This window comes from Thalassospira australica (assembly GCF_000763295.1).
GTDB classification, from domain to species: domain Bacteria; phylum Pseudomonadota; class Alphaproteobacteria; order Rhodospirillales; family Thalassospiraceae; genus Thalassospira; species Thalassospira australica.
Window position 1 is genome coordinate 131816 of the sequence record NZ_JRJE01000002.1, and the last position, 23382, is coordinate 155197.

General features: G+C 54.6%; 38 protein-coding genes. 4 read left to right on the forward strand and 34 right to left on the reverse strand.

Annotation, left to right across the window (positions count from 1 at the left end; genetic code table 11):
* Nucleotides 1-6 precede the first annotated feature (6 nt).
* Complete coding sequence (locus JF44_RS20570) at nucleotides 7-453, forward strand: hypothetical protein (RefSeq protein WP_238318347.1); 447 nt, start codon at nucleotides 7-9, stop codon at nucleotides 451-453.
* A 97-nt stretch (nucleotides 454-550) separates the two neighbouring features.
* Here the strand turns inward: JF44_RS20570 and JF44_RS0101410 are convergent, their stop codons facing one another.
* A complete protein-coding gene (locus JF44_RS0101410) occupies nucleotides 551-1654 on the reverse strand; it encodes an RluA family pseudouridine synthase (protein ID WP_033067160.1) in 1104 nt (367 codons plus the stop codon).
* On the reverse strand, nucleotides 1651-2043 hold the full coding sequence (crcB, locus tag JF44_RS0101415) for a fluoride efflux transporter CrcB (RefSeq protein ID WP_033067161.1): 393 nt from the start codon (nucleotides 2041-2043) through the stop codon (nucleotides 1651-1653). The genes JF44_RS0101410 and crcB overlap by 4 nt, the downstream gene beginning before the upstream one ends.
* 157 nt (nucleotides 2044-2200) lie before the next feature.
* Here crcB and JF44_RS0101420 point away from each other — a divergent pair, with 157 nt between their 5' ends.
* Entirely contained in the window at nucleotides 2201-2755 is a 555-nt protein-coding gene (locus JF44_RS0101420; RefSeq protein ID WP_052065341.1) for a DUF4823 domain-containing protein, read from the forward strand.
* Nucleotides 2756-2791: 36 nt separating this feature from the next.
* Here JF44_RS0101420 and JF44_RS0101425 read toward each other — a convergent pair whose 3' ends face one another.
* The 3 genes from JF44_RS0101425 to JF44_RS0101435 all read right to left on the reverse strand — a co-directional run bounded on the left by JF44_RS0101425 (nucleotide 2792) and on the right by JF44_RS0101435 (nucleotide 5571).
* The gene (locus tag JF44_RS0101425; protein WP_162181375.1) at nucleotides 2792-3259 is read right to left on the reverse strand and encodes a DUF1499 domain-containing protein; all 468 of its coding nucleotides are present in this window, start codon (nucleotides 3257-3259) and stop codon (nucleotides 2792-2794) included.
* Nucleotides 3260-3525: 266 nt separating this feature from the next.
* The gene (locus JF44_RS0101430) at nucleotides 3526-4131 is read right to left on the reverse strand and encodes an FMN-dependent NADH-azoreductase (protein ID WP_033067163.1); all 606 of its coding nucleotides are present in this window, start codon (nucleotides 4129-4131) and stop codon (nucleotides 3526-3528) included.
* A 117-nt stretch (nucleotides 4132-4248) separates the two neighbouring features.
* The gene (locus tag JF44_RS0101435) at nucleotides 4249-5571 is read right to left on the reverse strand and encodes a replication-associated recombination protein A (RefSeq protein ID WP_033067164.1); all 1323 of its coding nucleotides are present in this window, start codon (nucleotides 5569-5571) and stop codon (nucleotides 4249-4251) included.
* 142 nt (nucleotides 5572-5713) lie between these two features.
* Here JF44_RS0101435 and JF44_RS0101440 point away from each other — a divergent pair, with 142 nt between their 5' ends.
* Nucleotides 5714-6121, forward strand: a complete 408-nt coding sequence (locus JF44_RS0101440; protein ID WP_033067165.1) for a PadR family transcriptional regulator — start codon at nucleotides 5714-5716, stop codon at nucleotides 6119-6121.
* 48 nt (nucleotides 6122-6169) lie between these two features.
* A complete protein-coding gene (locus tag JF44_RS0101445; RefSeq protein WP_033067166.1) occupies nucleotides 6170-7384 on the forward strand; it encodes an MFS transporter in 1215 nt (404 codons plus the stop codon).
* 82 nt (nucleotides 7385-7466) lie between these two features.
* On the opposite strand, the gene JF44_RS0101450 is transcribed toward JF44_RS0101445, so the two are convergent.
* The 29 genes from JF44_RS0101450 to JF44_RS20070 all read right to left on the reverse strand — a co-directional run.
* Nucleotides 7467-8924 (reverse strand): DegQ family serine endoprotease, encoded by a 1458-nt coding sequence (locus JF44_RS0101450; RefSeq protein ID WP_081944299.1) that lies wholly within the window; start codon nucleotides 8922-8924, stop codon nucleotides 7467-7469.
* Between the two features lie 172 nt (nucleotides 8925-9096).
* Complete coding sequence (gene rplQ / locus JF44_RS0101455; RefSeq protein ID WP_081944297.1) at nucleotides 9097-9525, reverse strand: 50S ribosomal protein L17; 429 nt, start codon at nucleotides 9523-9525, stop codon at nucleotides 9097-9099.
* A gap of 199 nt (nucleotides 9526-9724) precedes the next feature.
* Nucleotides 9725-10741 carry a DNA-directed RNA polymerase subunit alpha gene (locus tag JF44_RS0101460; protein ID WP_008892197.1) on the reverse strand — a complete coding sequence of 339 codons (1017 nt, stop codon included), beginning with the start codon at nucleotides 10739-10741 and terminating at the stop codon, nucleotides 9725-9727.
* A 121-nt stretch (nucleotides 10742-10862) separates the two neighbouring features.
* Nucleotides 10863-11255 carry a 30S ribosomal protein S11 gene (gene rpsK, locus JF44_RS0101465; protein WP_033067169.1) on the reverse strand — a complete coding sequence of 131 codons (393 nt, stop codon included), beginning with the start codon at nucleotides 11253-11255 and terminating at the stop codon, nucleotides 10863-10865.
* A 15-nt stretch (nucleotides 11256-11270) separates the two neighbouring features.
* Nucleotides 11271-11639, reverse strand: coding sequence for a 30S ribosomal protein S13 (rpsM, locus tag JF44_RS0101470; protein WP_033067170.1), 369 nt, complete (start codon nucleotides 11637-11639; stop codon nucleotides 11271-11273).
* Between the two features lie 120 nt (nucleotides 11640-11759).
* Nucleotides 11760-12404: an adenylate kinase gene (locus tag JF44_RS0101475; protein WP_033067171.1), complete on the reverse strand. Its 645-nt coding sequence runs from the start codon at nucleotides 12402-12404 to the stop codon at nucleotides 11760-11762.
* Nucleotides 12405-12433: 29 nt separating this feature from the next.
* Nucleotides 12434-13780, reverse strand: a complete 1347-nt coding sequence (gene secY, locus JF44_RS0101480) for a preprotein translocase subunit SecY (protein WP_033067172.1) — start codon at nucleotides 13778-13780, stop codon at nucleotides 12434-12436.
* A gap of 84 nt (nucleotides 13781-13864) precedes the next feature.
* The gene (rplO, locus tag JF44_RS0101485; RefSeq protein WP_033067173.1) at nucleotides 13865-14350 is read right to left on the reverse strand and encodes a 50S ribosomal protein L15; all 486 of its coding nucleotides are present in this window, start codon (nucleotides 14348-14350) and stop codon (nucleotides 13865-13867) included.
* Nucleotides 14351-14379: 29 nt separating this feature from the next.
* On the reverse strand, nucleotides 14380-14574 hold the full coding sequence (rpmD, locus tag JF44_RS0101490; protein WP_022734163.1) for a 50S ribosomal protein L30: 195 nt from the start codon (nucleotides 14572-14574) through the stop codon (nucleotides 14380-14382).
* A 6-nt stretch (nucleotides 14575-14580) separates the two neighbouring features.
* Entirely contained in the window at nucleotides 14581-15156 is a 576-nt protein-coding gene (gene rpsE / locus JF44_RS0101495; protein WP_033067174.1) for a 30S ribosomal protein S5, read from the reverse strand.
* A gap of 11 nt (nucleotides 15157-15167) precedes the next feature.
* Nucleotides 15168-15521: a 50S ribosomal protein L18 gene (gene rplR / locus JF44_RS0101500; RefSeq protein WP_033067175.1), complete on the reverse strand. Its 354-nt coding sequence runs from the start codon at nucleotides 15519-15521 to the stop codon at nucleotides 15168-15170.
* 11 nt (nucleotides 15522-15532) lie between these two features.
* Entirely contained in the window at nucleotides 15533-16069 is a 537-nt protein-coding gene (rplF, locus tag JF44_RS0101505) for a 50S ribosomal protein L6 (protein ID WP_033067176.1), read from the reverse strand.
* 11 nt (nucleotides 16070-16080) lie between these two features.
* Nucleotides 16081-16479, reverse strand: a complete 399-nt coding sequence (rpsH, locus tag JF44_RS0101510) for a 30S ribosomal protein S8 (protein WP_033067177.1) — start codon at nucleotides 16477-16479, stop codon at nucleotides 16081-16083.
* 12 nt (nucleotides 16480-16491) lie between these two features.
* Nucleotides 16492-16797, reverse strand: a complete 306-nt coding sequence (gene rpsN, locus JF44_RS0101515) for a 30S ribosomal protein S14 (RefSeq protein ID WP_033067178.1) — start codon at nucleotides 16795-16797, stop codon at nucleotides 16492-16494.
* A gap of 14 nt (nucleotides 16798-16811) precedes the next feature.
* Complete coding sequence (gene rplE / locus JF44_RS0101520) at nucleotides 16812-17351, reverse strand: 50S ribosomal protein L5 (RefSeq protein WP_033067179.1); 540 nt, start codon at nucleotides 17349-17351, stop codon at nucleotides 16812-16814.
* Nucleotides 17352-17362: 11 nt separating this feature from the next.
* Nucleotides 17363-17680, reverse strand: a complete 318-nt coding sequence (rplX, locus tag JF44_RS0101525) for a 50S ribosomal protein L24 (RefSeq protein ID WP_033067180.1) — start codon at nucleotides 17678-17680, stop codon at nucleotides 17363-17365.
* Entirely contained in the window at nucleotides 17680-18048 is a 369-nt protein-coding gene (gene rplN, locus JF44_RS0101530; protein ID WP_033067181.1) for a 50S ribosomal protein L14, read from the reverse strand. Before rplN ends, rplX begins: the two co-directional genes overlap by 1 nt.
* A 34-nt stretch (nucleotides 18049-18082) precedes the next feature.
* A complete protein-coding gene (gene rpsQ, locus JF44_RS0101535; RefSeq protein WP_008892183.1) occupies nucleotides 18083-18316 on the reverse strand; it encodes a 30S ribosomal protein S17 in 234 nt (77 codons plus the stop codon).
* Between the two features lie 26 nt (nucleotides 18317-18342).
* Nucleotides 18343-18543 (reverse strand): 50S ribosomal protein L29, encoded by a 201-nt coding sequence (rpmC, locus tag JF44_RS0101540; RefSeq protein ID WP_033067182.1) that lies wholly within the window; start codon nucleotides 18541-18543, stop codon nucleotides 18343-18345.
* 6 nt (nucleotides 18544-18549) lie between these two features.
* A complete protein-coding gene (rplP, locus tag JF44_RS0101545; RefSeq protein ID WP_033067183.1) occupies nucleotides 18550-18969 on the reverse strand; it encodes a 50S ribosomal protein L16 in 420 nt (139 codons plus the stop codon).
* Between the two features lie 12 nt (nucleotides 18970-18981).
* Entirely contained in the window at nucleotides 18982-19668 is a 687-nt protein-coding gene (gene rpsC / locus JF44_RS0101550; protein ID WP_033067184.1) for a 30S ribosomal protein S3, read from the reverse strand.
* On the reverse strand, nucleotides 19668-20048 hold the full coding sequence (rplV, locus tag JF44_RS0101555; protein ID WP_033067185.1) for a 50S ribosomal protein L22: 381 nt from the start codon (nucleotides 20046-20048) through the stop codon (nucleotides 19668-19670). The genes rpsC and rplV overlap by 1 nt, the downstream gene beginning before the upstream one ends.
* Nucleotides 20049-20050: 2 nt before the next feature.
* Nucleotides 20051-20329 (reverse strand): 30S ribosomal protein S19, encoded by a 279-nt coding sequence (gene rpsS, locus JF44_RS0101560; RefSeq protein ID WP_008892178.1) that lies wholly within the window; start codon nucleotides 20327-20329, stop codon nucleotides 20051-20053.
* Between the two features lie 16 nt (nucleotides 20330-20345).
* Nucleotides 20346-21173, reverse strand: coding sequence for a 50S ribosomal protein L2 (gene rplB / locus JF44_RS0101565; protein ID WP_033067186.1), 828 nt, complete (start codon nucleotides 21171-21173; stop codon nucleotides 20346-20348).
* A 4-nt stretch (nucleotides 21174-21177) separates the two neighbouring features.
* A complete protein-coding gene (locus JF44_RS0101570) occupies nucleotides 21178-21480 on the reverse strand; it encodes a 50S ribosomal protein L23 (RefSeq protein WP_008892176.1) in 303 nt (100 codons plus the stop codon).
* On the reverse strand, nucleotides 21477-22097 hold the full coding sequence (gene rplD, locus JF44_RS0101575) for a 50S ribosomal protein L4 (RefSeq protein WP_033067187.1): 621 nt from the start codon (nucleotides 22095-22097) through the stop codon (nucleotides 21477-21479). Before rplD ends, JF44_RS0101570 begins: the two co-directional genes overlap by 4 nt.
* Before the next feature lie 5 nt (nucleotides 22098-22102).
* Complete coding sequence (gene rplC, locus JF44_RS0101580; protein ID WP_033067188.1) at nucleotides 22103-22819, reverse strand: 50S ribosomal protein L3; 717 nt, start codon at nucleotides 22817-22819, stop codon at nucleotides 22103-22105.
* 16 nt (nucleotides 22820-22835) lie between these two features.
* Nucleotides 22836-23144, reverse strand: coding sequence for a 30S ribosomal protein S10 (gene rpsJ, locus JF44_RS0101585; protein ID WP_008892173.1), 309 nt, complete (start codon nucleotides 23142-23144; stop codon nucleotides 22836-22838).
* Nucleotides 23145-23264: 120 nt separating this feature from the next.
* Nucleotides 23265-23382: EF-Tu C-terminal domain-related protein (locus JF44_RS20070; RefSeq protein WP_081944300.1), on the reverse strand; the 118-nt coding region annotated here is incomplete at its 5' end.

The following is a 23382-nucleotide window of genomic DNA, read 5'->3' on the forward strand; positions in this document are numbered from 1 at the left end:
AGACTAATGGATCGCATCGAAAAGATCGAGTCTCGTGCGGTTGAAATATCTGGCGTTTTTGTGCTGCGCGGGAAGCTGCGGAAACTACAAGTGAATTTTGTATTACTTCTTCACAGGTTCGATGAGCGCTATACTTATGTTCTGGTCGATAGAGCCCCGCTGAAAAGGCCGGGCCATGACAGGAGGCAGATCATGCTTACGCTTCGCGATTGCATCGACTTCAGCGACCTCACCGAGGAGGAAGTGCTTGCCATTGCCGAATGTGAGCATATTCCACTCGTCACCGCCCTTGAGGAGGGTGAGTACATGGTACATACCAAAAGCGGCCGCAAACAGCTTGCCGTGATGATAAAAGGCCAGGCCGAAATGTGTGAACGCACAGGCAATACGGTTCATGCCCGTCACCTGAACCGTGTCTATGATGCCTTCATGAAACGTTTCGCGAAAAACTGAAGCAAAATACTCTGTTTCAACGCCGTTTGATCAGGAGGACGAAAAAGCCGACGCAATGCGTCGGCTTTTCGCTGTTTCAGACCTGGTGCCAAGTCGGTTATCTTTTGCGCGTGCGCGACGGCTTTGCCTTGGGTTTTGGCTTTTCTTCCTTTTCGCGATGAATTTCCGGGGTCAGGAATTTCGTCGGCGTTTTCGGATCAAAGTTCAGCTTTTTAAGCGTTTCGGCAAAATGTTCCGGCACGGGGGCCTCGATCACGACGCGGTGCCCGGTAACGGGATGCGGGAAATCAATCGCACGGGCGTGCAGATGCATCTTGTTTGACAGATCATCAATGAAGGCTTTTGGCCCGCCATATTTACCGTCGCCCAGGATCGGGCAGCCAATGGCTTCGCTATGAACGCGCAACTGGTGAGTACGACCTGTCAGCGGTGAAAGCGCAAGCCAGGCTGCCTTGCGCCCGGCACGGTGAAGCTGGCGGAATACACTTTGTGCAGATTTGCCCTGCTTCTCGTCGATGACCATTTTCTCGCCGCCCTTGCTGGCGAGTTTGGCCAAAGGCGCGTCAATCATGCCTTCGCGTTCCGCCGGTGCGCCGGTGACAATCGCCCAGTAAAGTTTGCGGGTGGATTTATCCTTGAACGCCTTGGTCAGCGCATGGGCCGCCGAGGCCGAGCGCGCCAGAAGCAAGACACCACTGGTGTCCTTGTCAAGGCGATGCACCAGTTTCGGGCGTTCCTTGCTGTCAAGCTTAAGCGCATCAAGCATGCCATCGACATGAACGTTGGTGTTGGTGCCGCCCTGCACGGCAAGACCGGCAGGCTTGTTGATTGCCAGAACCAACTCGTCATAGAAAATGACGGAATCACGCAGCGCCTGAAGTTCTTCTTCGGTCGCGTCTGATTTTGCCGGACCTGCGTGTTTGCGCTGCTGGACTTCGGCGGCGTTATAGCCTGCGCCGTCTTTTGTCCATGGCTCCGCACCGCCACCGGACATGACCGGCACGGGCGGCACACGGATTTCCTGCCCCGGCTCAACCCGCTGGTTGGCCTTGGCACGTTTGCCATCAACGCGGATCTGACCGCCACGCAGGAACTTTTGGACCTGCCCAAAGGTAAATTCCGGACAGTTGCGCTTAAACCAGCGATCCAGCCGAATATCGGCTTCGTCTGCCTTTACCTTGCGCAGAGTGACACCACTCATTGCAGAACACCCCTTACCAGCGCGATTGCGCCAAACAACGCGGAAACACCAACCACCACGGAACCAATTACATACAGGGCCGCAAGCCCCATATTGCCCCGTTCATATAGGGTCGCGACATCCAGCGAGAAAGTCGAAAAAGTTGTAAACGCCCCAAGAAAACCGGTCACAAGGAGTGCGCGCATCTCAAGCCCCATGGAAAGTTTCTGGGCCGAGACTTCGATCAGCACCCCCATCAGGAATGATCCGACGACATTGACCGTCAGGGTTCCCCAGGGAAATCCACTGCCCATGACCGAGCCCATCATGACCGAAACACTATAACGTGCAACGGCGCCGATAGCGCCCCCCAAGGCAATGGATGCGATTAACAACGGTGAAAATTGCATGGCGCGGAACCTATTCCCTCAGTCGTCAAAAGTCACGTGTGAATACGGTATAGGCAACTCGCATTATTGCCTATAAGGAAAACAGCAGGATTACAATCGCTTGAGCCATGCAAAATCCTGTATATTCGATTTTGTGGTTAATCGAGAGGGGGAAATAATGAGTATTCGTGTCGTTGGTATGTTGTGCGCTTTTGTTGCAGCCTTAAGCCTTGGTGCTTGTTCCAGCAAATATCGCACGGACAACCATCAAGTTGTCGAAACAGTTACAACAGGTAAGAGTTTTTACATCTTGCAACCGGCTGATGGAATATTCGGCGACATCAATTATGCCGGATCAGGCAGAATGCTGGCTAATGAGTTACACAAACAACTCATCCCATATAGCAGTAAAGTCGTTAAGGCATCGACCATCGAAACGCGAGAAAATGCCTTTAATAAAGCACAGAACTTGCAGCTAAATGTTCTTATTGATGCGCAAATCATGCACTGGGAAGATCGCGCAACCGAGTGGTCCGGCCGCCCGGACCGTATTACGATCCTGTATCAGGCGTTCGATGTGCAGCAAAAAGATATGCTCGCCACCAGCACGCTAAGCGCAAGCAGTAAATGGGCGACTTTTGGAGGAGACCATCCCGTCGATTTACTTCCGGTCCCTACAAGCCAATTTGTGAAGTCACTTTTTGGTAAATCACTTGAACCTGCACCCAATTGAACACCTGAAACGGGGGGCCGCTTTTAAAATTAAAAGTCAGTTGACCTGCCCCATACGGGCATTGACATCCGCAAGCCAGGCACGTGTGCGTTTTTCGTTTTGCCCCATATCATCAATACCATAGACCGAACGGGCAAACAGACAGAAAGACACGTCATTGCCTGTTTCCGGCAGGATGAGTTCGATTTCCACCCAGTCGGGGAAATGAAGCACCGGACTGCGCGCAAGGAAATAAAGGCGCCCGGCTTCACCCACCGAGATATCGGTCATAAGCCGCATGCCATGATCGGGGGCAGTATCGACCAGCACCTCTGTCAGGGCTGCGACCGATGCGTTAAAGGACGGGCTTTGCATCGAGCGATCAGTATCGGGCCGCAAATCATCTGGGCAGGCCAAAAAGAAGTTCGGATCTTGCGGAAGATCAGCATCACGCCCAAAAGCAAAATTGGGAGGATCACCGGGCGGCAACATGTGGTCAATCAGGCCTGTAAACCGAACGGTCACGAAGATCCCTGCCAAGACCACAACACCCCAAATTGCAACCATCACCAGCCGTTTCAATGATACCACCTGTTTGCCTGTGTGCAGGTTCGACTGCCGACCACGCACGGTTGTTTTCACAGCATAAACCGGAACAGACCAGAATCAAAATGCCCGACTGCGCAAACAGTCGGGCATCTTATGATGCAAAGCTGGCAACCTGGCGAAGCGGGGGGGGGATATATGGTTTCGCCAAGTTCCGGTTTTGCAGGACGTTGAGGAAACGTCGATTAAGCGACGGCGGGCAGTTCCACAGCTTCGACATTGGCGATTGCGCGGTCCATCGCCTCTTGGGCATTTACCGCAAAGCCGGACGCATCAATGACTTCAACTTCGGTGATCCCGACGAAACCAAGAACCTGCTTGAGGAACGGGGTCGCAAAATCGGCCTGGCTGTTGACCGGAACACCGCCCGTGGCAACAACAACATAGGCTTTTTTGCCGGTCAGCAGACCAACAGGACCGTTTTCGGTGTATTTGAAAGTCACACCAACACGGGCAATCAGGTCAACCCAGGCTTTCAGCGTGGAGGGGATGCTGAAGTTATACATTGGCGCGCCGATGACAAGAATGTCTGCGGCCTGAACTTCGGCAACCAATTTTTCAGATACAGCAATGACTTCCTTCTGGGCATCACTGCGGTCTTCGGCCGGGGTGTAGAATGCGCCGACGGTTTCGCCGGTAAGAGCGGAAATTTCGGATGCGTTGGTATCGCGATCAACGACATTGGCAGTCGGATCTGCTGCAACAATACGGTTGATCAGTTTGGATGCGATCTGACGGGAGTTTGAGTTCTCACCATTCACAGATGCACTAACATGCAAAATATTGGTCATTTGAGGTCTCCAAATGCGTGTGTTTGTTGACCTGACCTTACTCTTGCAAAAGCACCCTGTTTAGCCAAAGAGTCTTCACCAGATTGTTTCCAATTTGGCACCATAACCAACCAAGGATTATTTATTGTCGCCTTTCTTTTGTCGCTCTGCGCGCAGGCGATCAAAATAATCGACACGTTTTTTCAGATCACGTTCAAACCCGCGTTCGACCGGTTCATAGAAATTCTGCCGACGCATGCCTTCGGGGAAATAATCCTGACCGGAAAAACCGTCTTCCTGATCATGATCATAGGCATACCCGGTCCCATAGCCGATATCCTTCATCAGCTTGGTCGGGGCATTCAGAATATGGGCGGGCGGCATCAAGGAGCCTGTGTCTCGGGCGATCTTGAGAGACTTTTTATAAGCCGTATAACCGGCGTTTGATTTCGGCGCCAATGCCAGATAAATCACCGCTTGCGCCAAAGCCAGTTCGCCTTCGGGGCTGCCGAGACGTTCATAAGATTCCCACGCCCCAATGCAGAACTGCTGGGCCTGGGGATCGGCAAGACCGATATCCTCGACCGCCATGCGGGTCAGTCGCCGGGCAACGAATTTGGGGTCCTCCCCGCCTGCCAGCATCCGGTTAAACCAATAAAGGGCTGCGTCCGGGTCAGATCCGCGAATGGATTTATGCAGGGCACTGATCAGGTTGTAATGGCTGTCATCGCCCTTGTCATAAATCGGCATGCGCTTTTGCACAGTACGCGCAAGTTCGGCAACGCCAAGTGGACCGTCTTCGCCCGGTGCATCACTGGGCGGCATCGAAAACAGTTCTTCTGCCAGATTAAGACAATAACGCCCATCCCCATCAGCCATGGCGCGCAGGGTTTCGCGGGCCTCGGGTGTTACGGGCAGATCAAAGCCCATTTCCTTTTCGGCCCGCACCAGAAGTTCTTCCAGCCCCGCATCATCAAGACGCTTGAGCACAAGTACCTGACAGCGTGACAACAGGGCAGCATTGAGTTCAAAAGACGGGTTTTCGGTTGTCGCGCCAATCAGTGTAATTGTGCCGTCTTCGACATAGGGCAGGAAGCTGTCCTGCTGCGCCTTGTTGAAGCGATGAATTTCATCAATGAACAACAAGGTCGCCCCGCCGGTCGAGCGGCGTGCTCGCGCCCGTTCAAACACCTTGCGCAGATCGGCCACCCCGGAAAAGATCGCAGATAATGGCTCAAACGCCATATCGGCCACATCGGCCATCAGGCGGGCCAATGTGGTTTTGCCACAGCCCGGCGGCCCCCACAGCACGACCGAGGGCACACGCCCGGTCTTGATCATACGGGTAATCGGGCCGTCATCGCCAAACAGATGCCCCTGCCCCACCACTTCTTCAAGCTTGGCGGGACGCAGTCTATCGGCCAAAGGGCGCGTGACCTGACTTTCAAACAGGGAAACCATGTAAAGACATCATGATGTTGTATGGGTGGGTAGGCCGCAAACGTAACACGCAGATGACAATCAGGACAGATGAAACATCGGCAATTGACACCTCGATGGTCGAGGCATAATTCTGTGGCATCTCTGGCAAGAAAGTCATCCCATGAGCAGCACCGTTGATTACACAGATCGGGCCTATTGGCAGGGCACGATCAAGATGTCGCTTTCGAAATTTTTCGTGCTGTGTGTTTTGCACAGAAAACCGATGCATGGCTATGAAGTCGTGCAGGCGGTTGAAAAAACCACCAAGGGGTGCTGCTCTCCGTCCGAAGGTACGGTTTATCCGGTTCTCAAGGAATTTGAAACCGGCGGGTATATGACCTCGCGCCCGGAAACGGTGCAGGGTCGCCAGCGCAAAGTTTACACCCTGACCGACAAGGGCCGTGACGCCTTTCTGGTGGCGACCGAAGCATGGATGGAGGTCACCAGCCATATTATCGCCAGCCGCGACCTTGCGGTATCCCCCCACGCAGCCACCAAGACCAAGGACGGAGATTCCTGCTGTGACTAATGCCATTGCAATCACGCCCAACAGCTACCGCCACCGTCGAGGTGCAAGATGACAGCCACCACAGCACCAAAGAAGTTACCAATTGTCATCGGGCTTGGGACCGGCCAGACGCTTGCCTTCGGGACAACGCTTTATCTTCCGGCGATTTTGGCAGAACCAATGGCCAACGAGTTGGGCATTCCGCCGGGCTGGGCATTCGGGGCGTTTTCATTGGCATTGGTTTTTGCCGCTTTTCTCGGGCCTTCGGCAGGTGCCCGCATTGATCAGTTTGGCGGACGCACAGTTTTGGCGATCTCCAGCCTGATCTTTGCATCCGGCTTGGCACTGCTGGGCACAGCCGACAGCCTGACCATGATGTGTGTGGCCTGGTGTGTGATTGGCGTTGGCATGTCGATGGGGCTTTATGAGTCGGCCTTTGCCACACTCAGTTGGATTTTTGGCCATGATGCGCGTGGACCGATTACCGGAATCACCCTGATTGCCGGGTTTGCCAGCACGATCTGTTGGCCGATAACGGCCGGACTTGAGGCCGCATTTGACTGGCGCACGGCGTGTTACTTTTGGGCGGTGATGCATATCGTGCTTGGCTTGCCGCTTAATCTGTTTTTGATTCCACGCACCAAAGCCAACCGGCCGACGGAAACACACGACAACACAGCCCAAACGCCCCCTGCCCCGACGAAGCTATCACGCAAGGACATCTTTAATACCCCGATGATCCTGCTTGCCATTGTCTTTGCTGCAAGCTGGTTTACCGCAACCGCCATGGCGGCCCACCTACCGCGGTTGTTGCAGATATCGGGGATGGATGCCGCCGGTGCGCTGATTGCCGCATCGCTGGTTGGTCCGGCACAGGTTGCCGGGAGGCTATTGGAATTCGGGTTGCTTAAAAAGATGCATCCACTGATTTCTTCGCGGCTTTCGGCCCTGACCCACCCGATAGGCGCTGTATTGCTTTTGGTCTTTGGCGGACCGGTCGGAATGCTGTTTACCAGCTTGCACGGGGTGGGCAATGGTATTTTGACCATCGCCAAGGGAACCTTGCCACTGGCAACATTTGGCCCGGCCGGATATGGCGCGCGGCAAGGCTATATCATGGCCCCGTCGCGGTTTGCGCAGGCGGCTGCACCATTTGTGTTCGGGCTTTTGATCGATGATTACGGACAATATGCCATCGTGCTGACGATTGGCTTGGGTCTTTTGACTTTCGGTGCCTTGATGATGCTGCGTCACCGTGAACACCGCGGGGACACAGCCAACTGACATTCCGCCGAGGCTGCATTACGAAAAAGGCGCGTGCCAGAAACGGTAACGCGCCTTTTTCGATATGTCTCAGACCGGATCGTTACAGAGTAAACTCACCGGTCAGGACCTTACCATCGCGCTTGACGGCAATGCGCCATTCACGGCGGCTTTCACCGGCACGGATGACTTCCTTGAAGTGCGCAACGCTATCGATGGTCACGCCGTTGACTTCAACGATATAATCGCCTGCCTTCAGGCGGGTGCGGCGCGCAAGGCTGTCGCGCGCGACTGCAAGGATTATGACACCTTCGCTAAGCGTATCGACGCCGATCTCATCAGCCAGTGCCGGGTTCATATTGGCAATTTTGGTGCCGCTGAACGGATTGCGGCCTTCAATCACGCTTTCGTCACGGGCCGGCAATTCCGGTGCGACTTCAAGCGGCATCACAAGAACTGTTTCCACCCCGCGCCGCAACACCAACAGTTCGGCGTCCTGATCAAGTTCCAGCGTGGCGATGCGGAATTTAAGTTCGTTGGGGTTATCAACCGCCAGACCATTGACCGCAATCACCACATCCCCCGATTGGAGCCCGCCGCGTGCAGCCGGGCTACCTTCGCGGACCTTGTTAATCAAAACCCCGTGCGGGCGATCCAGATCAAGTGACGATGCAAGATCTGCCGTCACCGCCTGCCCCGCAGCACCAAGCCACGGACGGCGCAAATCGCCACTGATCAGCCCGCGCATGACGACTTTGACCATATTGGCCGGGACGGCAAAGCCAATACCGTTCGACCCGCCGGACTTGGTAAAGATCGCCGAGTTTACCCCGATCAGTTTGCCATCAATATCGACCAAGGCCCCGCCAGAGTTGCCGGGGTTAATCGCCGCATCGGTTTGAATAAAGGATTGAAAGTCCTGGCCCGTGACACCTGCACGGGCGAGCGCGGATACAATGCCACTTGTCACCGTCTGGCCAACGCCAAACGGGTTGCCGATGGCAAGGACAAGGTCACCGACCTCAACCGCGTCTGAATCCCCAAACGGGATGGCGGGGAGTTCATTGTCGACATCGCGCAGTTTCAGCACTGCAAGGTCGGTGCGTTCGTCGGAGCCAACCAGATCGGCATCAAATTCGCGGTTGTCATGCAAAACAACGCGGATTTCACTGGCCCCGCTGATCACATGATGATTGGTGACAACCGTGCCATCGCCCGAAACAATCACGCCAGAGCCAAGCGAGCGTTCTACACGCTGACGCGGGGCGCCAAAAGCACCGCCAAAACGGTTCCCAAAGAATTGTTTGAAGAACGGGTCATTGAAAAACGGCGTGCGTGCCCGTTCGGCCACTACTTTCTTGGTGTAGATGTTCACCACAGCCGGGGCGGTTTGCTTGACCAATGGCGAAAACGACATTTTGACTTCAGCCTGACTGGTCGGAAGCCGCCGGTCGACCGCCAATTCATCGTTTTGGGCATGGGCCATAGGGTTTACGCCGACAATGACCGTCATGCTGATCATTGCAACAGTGAGGATGGTCGAAATCCACTTTGCCTGCACGGTGTTCTCTCTTGTTTTGTTCGGCCTGTCAGGGTCTGACATAGGTCGGAAACCTATGAAATACAGAACTGCCGCGCAACCTTGGCAGAAATATGAACAGATTCGGATAAAAGAAAACGGGCGACACCGCATGGCATCGCCCGTTTTTGTTTCTTAAAGGCCGAAGCGTTGCTTATTCAGCAGCTTCTTCGCCTTCGCCCTCTGCTTCGAGGCGAGCACGGTCTTCCGCGCCTTTTGCATCGGCGTTGCGATCGACAAGTTCAATCACAGCAACCGGAGCCGCATCGCCGTAACGGAAGCCAGCCTTGAGAACGCGGGTGTAACCACCCGAACGCTCTTTGTAGCGGTCGGCGATTTCGCCGAACAGCTTGGCTACGACTTTGTCGTCACGCAGGATCGAAATAGCCTGACGGCGTGCATGCAGGTCGCCCCGCTTGCCCAGCGTAATCAGTTTTTCGACATACGGGCGAAGATCCTTGGCCTTCGGAAGAGTGGTTTTGATCTGCTCGTGGGTGAGCAGTGAAACTGCCATGTTGGCAAACATCGCCTTACGATGGGACGAAGTACGATTAAGCTTACGGCCGTGCATACCGTGACGCATGGTAACTCTCCTTAATAGCCTGGCTTCGCTCACGAAACCGATTGTAAAACCGCGCCGCCACCCTGATCACCGATAAACCAGTGTCAGGTCATGCACGTGCGGTGTGGGCAACAAGCCCGCCGAAAACGCCAAATAGCTGATGTTTCCGGTTTGGAGCAATGATTGCTCCGATAACGGCCCGAAGGCCGAAGACCCGTTCTTAGAACGGATCTTCGAACTTGCGAGCAAGTTCTTCGATGTTTTCCGGCGGCCAACCGCCGACTTCCATACCAAGATGCAGACCCATCTGAGCCAGTACATCCTTGATTTCGTTCAGCGACTTACGGCCGAAGTTCGGCGTACGGAGCATTTCTGCTTCGGTCTTCTGAACAAGATCACCGATATAGATGATGTTGTCGTTCTTCAGGCAGTTTGCCGAACGGACCGACAGTTCAAGCTCGTCAACCTTACGAAGAAGGTTACGGTTGAACGGAAGTTCGTCTTCTTTCTTCTCTTCGACAACCGCTTCGGGCTCTTCGAAGTTGACGAACAGCGACAGCTGGTCCTGGAGGATGCGGGCAGCAAGTGCAACCGAATCTTCCGGGGTCAGCGCACCGTTGGTTTCAACGGTCAGCGACAGCTTGTCAAAGTCGGTATCCTGACCAACACGGGTGTTTTCCACCTTGTAGGCCACTTTACGGATCGGGCTGAAGATCGCATCGATCGGAATAAGACCAATCGGCGCATCCGAAGAGCTGTGCGAGCTTGCCGCAACATAGCCTTTGCCGTTATCAACGGTAAATTCGATGTTGAGCGTAGCGCCATCGTCAAGATGGCACAGTTCGAGATCCGGGTTGAGGATTTCGATATCCGCACCGGTTTCGATCTGACCTGCGGTGACGGCACCCGGGCCGGTCGCCTTCAGGGCCATTTTCTTCGGACCTTCAGCATGCATGCGCACGCCCATGGTCTTGATGTTCAGGATGATGTCAGTGACATCTTCACGCACACCAGGAATCGACGAGAATTCGTGCAGTACACCGTCGATCTGGATCGCAGTAACTGCCGAACCCTGGAGCGACGACAGCAGAATGCGACGCAGCGCGTTACCCAGAGTCTGACCAAAACCGCGCTCCAGCGGTTCTGCCACGATCGTACCAATACGGCTGGCATCAGTACCCGGAGTAACATCAAGCTTCGTCGGCTTAATCAGTTCCTGCCAGTTCTTTTGAATCACGAGACCCACCTTCGCAACTGGAGCCTAATATAAGGAGAGCAAGTTTTGCCCTCATGAGAAACGCGAAGGGGCCCGGGTACACCGGGCCCAAACGCGGGGTCGTCCGCAAGGATCGACGCGATTAAACGCGACGACGTTTACGCGGACGGCAACCATTGTGCGGAATCGGCGTTACGTCTTTGATCGACGTAATGGTAAAACCAATCGCCTGAAGCGCACGAAGTGCAGATTCACGTCCCGAACCCGGGCCTTTAACCTGTACTTCGAGAGTTTTCATGCCGTGTTCTGCAGCTTTTTTACCTGCATCTTCACCGGCCATCTGCGCAGCATACGGCGTTGATTTACGCGAACCGCGGAAACCCATACCACCAGCGGTCGACCAGGAGATGGTATTCCCCTGAACGTCGGTGATGGTAATCATGGTGTTGTTGAAGGTCGCGTTTACGTGCGCGATACCGTTCGTAATGTTCTTGCGCTCGCGGCGACGCACGCGAGTCTGAGGAGCTTTCGCCATTGTCGTTCCCCTACCTTACTTCTTCTTGCCAGCAATCGGCTTAGCCGGGCCCTTACGGGTGCGAGCGTTGGTGTGGGTACGCTGACCGCGTACCGGGAGACCGCGACGATGACGCAGGCCGCGGTAGCTGCCCAGGTCCATCAGACGTTTAATGTTCATTGCGGTTTCACGACGAAGGTCGCCTTCGACGGTGTAATCAGCGTCGATGACTTCACGAACCTTAAGCACCTGATCATCAGAAAGCTGATGAACACGCGTTGACGATTCGACGCCGACCTTGGCGCAAATTTCTTTAGCTTTCGCCGGGCCAATGCCGGTGATGTAGGTAAGCGCAATCACGACGCGCTTCGCGGTCGGGATGTTTACGCCAGCAATACGAGCCACTGTGTGAGACTCCTGTTTCCTGTTAACAAACCCAAGGGCAGATCCGGTAGGGTAGGACGTTGCAAAAGCGGGCCAGCATTACTGCCAACCCGCCAGCAAAAAAACGCCCTGCCCGGGAAATTACCCCAGGATGGCTTCAATCTCGCGCGTAACTTCGTCGATTTCGGCCATCCCGTCAACTGTTTTCAGCTTACCGACCTTTTCATAGTAAGGAATGATCGGTGCTGTTTGCTTGTGATAAGCTTCCAGTCGCGATGTGACCGTCTCGGCGGTGTCATCCGCACGGCGTTTAAATTCGGTGCTGCCACATACGTCGCAGACACCTTCCTTGGCAGGTTTCTGGAACTCTTGGTGATATCCCTGCCCGCATTTCGCGCAGGTATAGCGCCCAACAATTCGGGCAACCAGTGCTGCATCGTCAACACGCAGTTCAATCACATAATCAAGTGCCAGTCCTTTGGATTCCAGCATCACGTCCAGGGCTTCTGCCTGGGCGGTCGTGCGCGGGAACCCGTCCAGAATGAAACCATCTTTGGTATCATCCTGGTCAAGTCGTTCAGAAATCAAACCGATCATAAGATCGTCAGATACGAGCTGGCCCGCATCCATGACTTCTTTTGCCTTCTGCCCCAGTTCGGTTCCGGCTGCAACGGCGGCACGAAGCATGTCACCTGTTGAAAGCTGGATCATGCCGCGTCCCGTTTCGAGACGCTTGGCCTGGGTTCCTTTCCCTGCGCCGGGAGGGCCAAGAAGGATAATGTTCATCGTCTTCCCCCTGAATGCCGTGGTCGCCTTTATCGGCGGCGACCACGAATTTTGGATTTCTTGATCAGGCCTTCATACTGATGCGCCAGCATATGTGACTGAACCTGCGCGACGGTATCCATGGTTACCGTGACAACGATCAAGAGGCTAGTCCCACCAAAGTAGAAGGGCACAGACCATTCAGCGATCAACAGTTCCGGCAGGATACAGACAAATGCGAGATAAGCTGCACCGATTACCGTCAAGCGGGTCAGAATGAAATCCAGATGATTCGCGGTATTTTTACCCGGACGGATGCCCGGAATAAAGCCACCGTGTTTCTTCAGGTTGTCTGCCGTATCTTCCGGGTTGAAAACAACCGCCGTGTAGAAGAAGGCAAAGAAGACAATCAGGCCGATGTAAAGCGCGATATAAAGCGGCTGGCCACGGCCGAGCAATGCGGTTGCGGTCGTCAACCATGCCGGTGCATCTACACCGGTGGTGAACTGGGCAACCGAAAGCGGCATGAGAAGCAGCGAGCTTGCAAAGATCGGCGGAATAACACCGGCAGTATTGATCTTGAGCGGCAGGTGCGAGCTCTGACCTTCCATGACCTTCATGCCGACCTGGCGTTTCGGGTACTGGATCAGAACACGGCGCTGCGCACGTTCAACAAAGACGATGAATGCAATAACGGCAACCGCCAGAACGATGATCGTGACAATCACCAGTGCGGAAATTGCACCGGTGCGGCCAAGTTCAAGAGTTCCTGCAATCGCGCTGGGCAGACCTGCGACAATGCCGGCAAAGATGATCAGCGAAATACCGTTACCGATGCCACGCTGGGTGATCTGTTCACCAAGCCACATCAGGAACATGGTGCCACCAACAAGGGTGATCACTGCGGTAAGACGGAAGAACATGCCCGGGTCCGGAACCGCAGCACCGGTCGAACCGGTCATGCTTTCAAGACCAACAGCAATGCCCCACGCCTGCACGGTTGCAATCAGCACCGTCAGGTAGCGGGTATATTGATTAATTTTTTTGCGACCCTGTTCGCCTTCTTTCTTGAGTTGCTCAAGGGTTGGCGAAACAGTCGTCATCAACTGAATGATAATCGAGGCCGAGATGTACGGCATGATATTCAGCGCAAAGATCGTCATACGACCCAGCGCACCACCGGCGAACATGTCAAACATGCCCAGAACACCGCCCGCATTCTGACGGAAAATGTCAGCAAGAATGGACGGGTCAACACCAGGAACCGGAATATAGGTTCCAAGACGGTAAACAATAAGCGCGCCCAAAGTGAACCAGATACGCTTTTTAAGCTCGGTCGACTTTGAAAAAGCGGACCAATTCAGGTTCGCGGCAAGCTGCTCGGCGGCCGATGCCATGCACTCATCTCCCAATACACATAAACTGGAGGGTCCGGTCCCGTAAATTACTGGAACCGGACCCTCTCGAAGTCATTACTCGGCTTATTCTGCGGTTTCTGCAGCAGCGACCGGGGCAAGAACCTTAACCGAACCGCCGGCTTTCTCAACAGCTTCAACAGCCGCTTTGGAAGCACCGGAAATTTCGATGTTCAGTTTTGCTTTCAGTTCGCCTTTAGCAAGAAGACGCAGACCGTCTTTCTGCGGACGGGCCAGACCTTTTTCCGCCAGAACGTCGATGGTGACATTCGCACCGTCTTCGAGAACACCGTTATCAACGGCGGTCTGAAGGGTACCAAGGTTCACAACACCGAACTGTTTCTTGAACGGGTTTTTGAAGCCGCGCTTCGGAAGACGGCGATAGATCGGCATCTGCCCGCCTTCGAAGCCATTGATAGCTACACCAGAACGGGACTTCTGACCCTTCTGACCTGCGCCAGAAGTTTTGCCTTTGCCCGAACCGATGCCGCGACCGACGCGAGTGCGCGCTTTGCGGGCACCAGCGTTATCGGCAAGTTCGTTGAGTTTCATCGTTCAACACCTTTTCGATCTGGGGTCAATCAAGCCTCGTCCACACGGACGAGGTGCTTGACCTTTGCGATCATACCGCGAACAGCCGGAGTATCTTCCAGCTCACGAGTCCGGTGCATTTTGTTCAGGCCAAGACCCACAAGGGTCTGGCGCTGATCAGCCGGACGTCCGATCGGCGAACCCGTCTGGGTAACGCGTACGGTCGCTTTTTTCTTAGCAGCCATATCGAATTACTCCTTTTCGAGAACGGCGGCCGCAGCCGAACCGCTATCGCGACGGGCAACGACGTCACCGACTTTCAGGCCACGCTTAGCAGCGACCTGACGCGGGGACGCACCGTTGACCAGAGCGTCAAGGGTTGCGCGGATCACGTTGTGCGGGTTGTTCGAACCGGTACATTTGGACACAACGTCCTGAACGCCCATGGTTTCGAAAACCGCACGCATCGCACCGCCTGCGATGATACCGGTACCAGCCGGAGCAGAACGAAGGACAACCTTGCCTGCACCGAAGTGGCCCTGCGTATCATGGTGAAGGGTACGGCCTTCACGCAGCGGAACGCGGATCATGTTACGTTTAGCAGCTTCGGTAGCCTTACGGATCGCCTCGGGAACTTCACGGGCTTTACCCGTGCCGTATCCGACGCGACCGCGCTGGTCACCGACAACTACCATTGCGGAGAAAGCAAAACGACGACCGCCCTTAACGACCTTGGCGACACGGTTGATACCAACCAATTTGTCGACGAGTTCGTTTTCTTCACGGGCTTTCGGCGCCTGCTGCTGTTGATTCTGGTTACGTGCCATGGTCGTGCTCCTTAGAAGTCCAGACCGCCCTCACGGGCGGCATCGGCCAGAGCTTTCACTCGGCCATGGAACAGATACCCACCACGGTCGAAAACAACAGTTTTCAAACCAGCTTTCACTGCGCGCTCGGCAATGGCTTTGCCAACCAGAGCAGCGGCTTCGGCATTGCTGCCTTTCGCCTTCAGATCTTTCTCCATCGTCGAAGCAGCCACCAGGGTGGTGCCAGCGACGTCGTCGATGATCTGAGCATAGATGTGGGCGTTCGAACGGTGCACGCTGAGGCGCGGGCGACCGGCCGCTTTCTGGCGGATCGCAAAACGAACGCGACGTTTGCGGCGTTCGAAGAGGCTTCTCACGTTTTTCATCGTGCCTGTCCTTACTTCTTCTTGCCTTCTTTGCGCAAGATATACTCGCCTTCGTAGCGGACACCTTTGCCTTTGTAAGGCTCCGGACCGCGCCAGCCGCGTGCATTTGCAGCGAACTGACCGACGACTTGTTTATCTGCGCCAGAAATGGCGACAAGGGTCGGCTTTTCGGCAACGACGTTAAGACCCTCAGGGATCTCCATTTCTACGTCGTGCGAGAAGCCAAGCTGCAGAACAAGTTTCTTACCCTGAACCTGCGCACGATAACCAACACCAGTGATTTCCAGTTTCTTCGTGAAACCTTCAGAAACCCCGGTAACGAGGTTCGCGATGTTCGCACGGGTGGTACCCCAAAGGGCACGGGCGCGCTTGCCATCGTTTTTCGGTTTCACCCAGATCTGGTTGTCTTCCTGGGTTACGGAAATATCGGCACTGTTCAGCGGAAGGTTAAGCTCACCGAGCTTGCCTTTTGCACTGATCTGCTGATCGGTCAAGGTGATGGTAACGCCGTTAGGCACAACCACCGGATTTTTTCCTACTCGCGACATCGTGGCCCTCCTTAGAATACCTTGCAGAGGATTTCGCCGCCGACATTCTGCTCGCGAGCCTCCTGATCCGAAAGAACCCCTTTCGGAGTAGACAGGACTGCGATGCCCAAACCGTTGTATACCTTCGGAAGATCTTTGATCTTCGAATATACACGACGACCCGGGGTCGAGACGCGGTCGATCTGCTTAATCACGCCATCACCCTCAAAGTACTTGAGTTCGATGGTGATTTCGCTGACGCCCTTGCGAATTTCATTAACGTTATAACCGCGGATGTAACCTTCGCGCTGGAGAACATCCAACACGCTGGTACGCAGTTTCGAAGCCGGCGAAACGACGCTGGATTTACCAACGCGCTGACCGTTACGGATACGCGTGAGCATATCACTGACTGGATCAGTCATCGACATGTGATGTCCTCCTTACCAGCTCGACTTCACCATGCCCGGAATCTGACCACGCGAAGCAAGTTCACGAAGGGCGATACGGGACAGGCGGAATTTGCGATAGACACCACGCGGACGACCAGATACCTGGCAGCGAATACGCTGACGGATACGGGCCGAGTTGCGCGGCAACTGGGCGAGTTTCATCACAGCCACGATACGATCCTCAGGGGTCGTCTCGCGATTTGCGATCACCGCTTTAAGGGCGGCACGCTTGGCAGCATATTTTTTTGCCAGGCGTTCACGTTTGAGTTCACGCTCTACAGCGCTCTTCTTGGCCATGGGCCAACCTCCAGTTAGTTTCCGAACGGAAGATCAAAGCCCTTAAGCAGGGCGAGAGCTTCGTCGTCGGACTTTGCCGTGGTACAAATGATGATATCCATCCCGCGAACAGAGTCGACTTTGTCGTACTCTACCTCAGGAAAGACGAACTGTTCTTTCAAGCCCATGGCAAAGTTGCCACGACCATCGAAAGATTTTTTGTTCAGGCCGCGGAAGTCACGAACGCGCGGAAGCGCGATGGTGACCAGACGGTCCAGGAACTCAAACATACGGTCGCGACGCAGGGTCACTTTACAACCGATGTTCATGCCTTCACGCAGCTTGAAAGCCGCAACGGACTTTTTCGCTTTGGTGAAGACAGGCTTCTGACCGGTGATGGCAGCGAGATCCGCAGCCGCACCTTCCAGTTTCTTACGATCCTGGGTGGCGTCTCCGACACCCATGTTGATCACGATTTTCTCGAGGCGCGGAATCTCCATGGAGTTCTGGTAAGAGAACTCCTCTTGGAGTGCGTCACGCACCACTTCTTTATAATGTTCGCGCAGGCGCGTCATTTTTCCGTCCCTCAGTTGTCGATGACTTCGCCGCTGAGCTTCGCTACGCGAACCTTGCGACCATCATCAAGGGTCTTGAAACCGACGCGGGTCGGCTTGTTTTCTTTCGGGTCGACGATCGCGATGTTGGAAACAGCAATTTTTGCTTCCTTCTCGACGATGCCACCGGCATCAGCACCGGTCGGGCGCTGGTGACGTTTCACCAGATTGATGCCCGAAACCAGAACCTTGTTCTCGGTCGGGAATGCGGCGATGACTTCGCCGGTCTTCCCTTTGTCTTTACCCGTCAGAACAATGACGCGGTCGCCCTTTTTAATCTTGGCAGCCATTACAGCACCTCCGGAGCGAGCGAAATGATCTTCATGTAACCCTTCGAACGAAGTTCACGGGTTACCGGGCCAAAAATACGCGTGCCGATCGGCTCGCCGTTCGCATTAATGAGAACGGCAGCGTTGCGGTCAAAGCGGATCGCCGAGCCATCGGCACGACGAATTTCCTTTGCGGTGCGAACGATGACAGCTTTGTGAACTGCACCCTTCTTAACGCGACCGCGCGGAATGGCTTCCTTAACGGAAACCACGATAACATCACCAACGTGAGCGGTTTTGCGCTTCGAGCCGCCCAGCACCTTGATGCACTGGACGCGGCGAGCGCCGCTGTTGTCGGCGACGTCCAGATTGGACTGCATCTGGATCATGGGTTTACCCCTTGACTATGATTGGGCTGAGGACTCACTCCTCGACCACTACTTCCCAAGACTTCAACTTCGAGATCGGTTTGCATTCGCGAATGCGAACAACGTCACCCGTTTTGAAGCGGTTCTCTTCATCGTGCGCGTGGAATTTCTTCGACTTACGCACGTACTTTTTATACAGCGGGTGCATGACCTGGCGCTCCACTCGGACCACCACGGTCTTGTCGTTTTTGGTCGAAACGACTGTCCCCTGCAATACACGCCTCGGCATGTGTGTTTACTCCTCTGCGTGTCCAGTTAGGCCGCGGTAGCACCCTTCTCGTTACCGAGAAGGGTTTTAATGCGGGCAATATCACGACGGACCTGGCGGACCCGCGCAGTGTTCTCAAACTGACCGGAAGCCTGCTGGAATCGCATGTTGAACGATTCTTTACGCAGGTCCAGCAGCATCTGTTTCAGTTCGTCAGCGCTTTTCGCGCGGAGATCAGCAATTTTCATCACTAATTACTCCCCTTCACCAAGACGGGTGACAAACTTGGTCTTGATCGGCAATTTAGCCGACGCCAGCTCGAAAGCACGGCGTGCAAGATCCAACGGAACACCGTCGAGTTCAAACATGATCCGACCCGGTTTAACGCGTGCCGCCCAATACTCAGGCGAGCCTTTACCTTTACCCTGACGGACTTCGGCAGGCTTCTGCGAGACCGGGAGATCCGGGAAAACGCGAATCCACACACGACCTTGACGGCGGATGTGGCGGGTGATCGCACGGCGAGCCGCTTCGATCTGACGCGCCGTTATACGCTCAGGCTCCATGGCTTTCAAGCCATAAGCGCCGAAATTAAGATCCGTGCCACCCTTGGCCTCACCTTTAAGGCGGCCTTTGTGAGCTTTACGGAACTTTGTACGTTTCGGAGAAAGCATATCTGGATCTCCTTACTTACGGCCAGAACCAGCCGACTCGAGCGCTTTACGCTCAGAAGCCAACGGATCATGTGCCATGATTTCGCCCTTGAAGATCCAGACCTTCAGACCACAAACACCATAGGTGGTGTGAGCTTCTGCAGTGCCATAATCAACGTCCGCACGCAGGGTATGCAGCGGAACGCGACCTTCACGATACCATTCGGTACGAGCGATTTCAGCGCCACCAAGACGACCAGCAGCATTAATACGAATGCCGCCAGCACCGAGACGCATTGCGTTCTGAACCGAGCGCTTCATAGCACGACGGAACGAAACACGGCGCTCAAGCTGCTGGGCGATGTTGTCAGCGACCAGCTTGGCATCAAGTTCCGGCTTGCGGATCTCGATGATGTTAACCTGCACTTCGGCATTCGCCAGCTTCTGCAGATCGTTCTTGAGCTTCTCGATGTCCTGGCCTTTTTTCCCGATCACAACGCCCGGACGAGCGGTGTGGATCGAAATGCGGGCTTTCTTCGCCGGACGTTCGATAATCACCTTCGAAACACCCGCCTGCTTGAGACGATCGAAGATGAAATTACGGATCGCAATATCTTCATGAAGAAGATCAGCGAAATCGGACTTGTTGGCGTACCAGCGGGAATCCCAGGTACGGTTAATGCCAACGCGCAGACCGATTGGATTGATTTTCTGACCCATTACTCGGCCTCCTCACGTTCGCAAACGATGATGCGCATGTTGGAGAACGGCTTCAGAATTTTACCAACACGACCGCGTGCACGGGCGCGCCAGCGCTTCATTACGAAGGCCTTACCAACAGATGCCTCTTTAACGTAGAGACGATCGACATCAAGCTGATGGTTGTTCTCGGCATTAGCGATTGCCGATTCCAGCAGCTTTTTGACGTCCTGCGAAATACGTTTATTGGAGAATGTCAGCTCTGCCAAAGCAGCTTCTGCGTTCATTCCACGAATCGACTCGGCGACGAGGTTGAGCTTACGCGGGGAAATGCGTACTGCCCGGAGCGAAGCCGCAGCCTCGTTATCCGCCAGCCGACGGATGTCAGCTTTCTTACCCATCGTTACTTCCTCTTCGCCTTTTTGTCGGCCGCGTGACCATAATAGGTACGGGTCGGCGAGAACTCACCGAACTTGTGACCAATCATATCTTCGGTCACGAGCACCGGCAGGAATTTCTGGCCATTGTAAACCCCAAAGGTGAGGCCTACGAATTGCGGCAAAATCGTCGAGCGCCGCGACCAGGTCTTAATTACCTCATTCCGGCCTGAGGCACGGACAGTATCGGCTTTCTTAAGAAGGTATCCGTCAACAAACGGACCCTTCCAAACGGAACGCGCCATAGTCTAGCCTCCTCCGTTAGCTCTTGTGACGACGGCGCATGATAAGCGCGTCGGTCTTTTTGTTCGAGCGGGTACGTTTGCCCTTGGTAGGCTTGCCCCACGGCGTAACCGGATGACGACCACCCGATGTACGACCTTCACCACCACCATGCGGGTGATCGATCGGGTTCATGGCAACGCCACGAACAGAAGGACGTTTGCCAAGCCAGCGATTACGGCCGGCTTTACCAAGGTTCGAGTTCTGATGGTCCGGGTTGGACACGGCACCAATGGTAGCCATGCATTCACCACGAACCAAACGTACCTCACCGGAGGACAGCTTAAGCTGGGCGTAACCTTGGTCCTTACCAACAAGCTGTACATACGAGCCTGCTGAACGTGCGACCTGACCACCTTTACCGGCTTTCAGTTCGACGTTATGGACGATGGTACCGACCGGAATATTCTTCAGCGGTGCGGCGTTACCCGGCTTAATGTCTACACGGTCAGCGGCAACAACGTTGTCGCCGACAGCAAGACGCTGCGGTGCGAGGATGTAGGCCAATTCGTCGTCAGAATAACGAACCAGTGCGATAAACGCAGTACGGTTCGGATCATATTCCAAACGCTCGACGGTACCGACGACATCAAACTTGGTACGTTTGAAATCGATCATACGGTAACGACGTTTGTGACCACCACCAATACGGCGGGCGGTGATACGACCAGTGTTGTTACGGCCACCTTTTTTGCGAAGACCTTCGGTCAACGCTTTAATCGGCTTGCCCTTGTGGAGATCAGAACGATCCACGAGAACCAGCTGACGGCGACCAGGAGAGGTTGGTTTAAACTTCTTCAAAGCCATTGTCTTAGATTCCCGTAGTCACGTCGATGGACTGACCCTCTTCGAGGGTTACCATCGCTTTCTTGAAATCGCTCCGACGACCGGAAATACCGCGAAAACGCTTGGTTTTTCCTTTTACCACAGAGGTATTGACCGCCTTGACCTTCACCCCGAACAGACCTTCCACAGCAGCCTTAATCTCCGGCTTGGTGGCGTCAATCGCGACTTTGAACGCAACAGCATTGTGTTCAGAAATCAACGTCGACTTTTCAGTGATATGCGGGGCGCGGATGACTTCGTACATCCGCTCTTTGCTGATGATCGTCATTTGAGACGTGCCTCCAACGCTTCGACCGCACCCTTGGTCAGCACCAGGGTGTCACGGCGCAGGATGTCATAGACGTTAGCACCAATCTCCGGAAGCACATCAATTTGCGGGATGTTGCGCGCTGCGCGTGCAAAACCCTCATTGACCTGCGTACCATCGATGATCAGTGCAGACTTCCAGCCGAGGTTATTGAAAACAGCGACCAGATTCTTGGTTTTTGCGTCCGAGAATTCCGCATTATCAAGAACGATAAGCTTACCGTCTTTTGCTTTAGCCGACAGAGCGGTTTTAAGCGCGAGTTTACGGAACTTCTTGGTCAGATCGTGTGCGTGGTCGCGAACACGCGGACCATGCACGGTACCACCACCACGGAACTGTGCAGCCTTACGGGAACCGTGACGAGCACCGCCACTACCTTTCTGACGCACGAATTTTTTCGTGGTTGCGGAAATTTCGGACTTTTCCTTCACCTTGTGGGTACCGGCACGGCGTTTTGCTAACTGCCAGTTCACCATGCGGTGCAGGACGTCACGACGTACTTCCAGACCAAAGATCTCTTCTGCGAGATCAATCTTGCCGGACTTGGAAGCGTCAAGTTTGAGAATGTCGAGCTTCATGATGCTTATTCCTTATCCTCGGCGACAGCTTCTTCAGCAGCCGGGGCAGCACCCTTGAGCGCAGCCGGGAACGGAAGACCTTCCGGTGCAGCACGCTTCACAGAGTCCTTGACAAGGACGTAGGCACCCTTGTGACCCGGGACTGCACCGTGAACCAGGATCAGACCTTTATCAGCGTCAGAAGAGACGATTTTAAGGGACTGAACGGTCACACGTGCGGCACCCATATGACCAGCCATCTTCTTACCTTTGAAGACGCGGCCCGGATCCTGGCACTGACCAGTGGAACCATGCGAACGGTGCGAAATCGACACACCGTGCGACGCACGCAGACCACCGAAGTTATGACGCTTCATCGCACCGGCAAAACCTTTACCGATGGACGTGCCGATTACGTCAACGAACTGGCCTTCGACGAAGTGAGTTGCAGCAAGTTCTGCACCAACTTCGATCAGACCGTCTTCGCTTACGCGGAATTCAGCAAGTTTGGCTTTCGGCTCAACCTTAGCTTTGGCGAAGTGGCCACGCATCGGCTTGGATACGTTTTTCACTTTCGCTTTGCCATAACCAAGCTGAACAGCGACGTAGCCGTCGGTGTCATTGGTACGGTTGGCGACGACCTGAAGATCTTCGACCTTCAGAACGGTTACAGGAAGGTGGGAACCATCGTCGTTGAAGACGCGGGTCATACCGACCTTCTGGGTAATAAGTCCACTACGCATTGCGGCTTACTCCCGATTAAAGTTTGATCTCGACATCGACACCGGACGCAAGGTCGAGCTTCATAAGAGCATCGACGGTTTGCGGGGTCGGGTCGACAATGTCGAGAAGACGCTTGTGCGTACGGATTTCGAGCTGTTCGCGTGATTTTTTGTTCACGTGCGGAGACCGCAGAACAGTGTACTTTTCGATGCGGGTCGGCAGCGGAATCGGGCCGCGGACCTCTGCGCCAGTGCGCTTCGCCGTATTGACGATCTCACGTGTGGACTGATCCAGCACGCGATGGTCAAACGCCTTAAGGCGAATGCGAATGTTCTGACTATCCATGTAATTATGTACCGGAGCCCTCAAAAGGACACCGGCCCCTCAACTGGAGTTGACGATTGCCGCAAAAGTGTTGCGGGCGGCTTACATAGCCGCCCGCTTCACAAAGATCAAGAGAAAAAATTATTCGATGATCTTGGCAACAACGCCCGCGCCGACGGTACGACCGCCTTCACGGATTGCGAAACGCAGACCTTCGTCCATTGCGATCGGTGCAATGAGGGTTGCGGTCATCTGAACG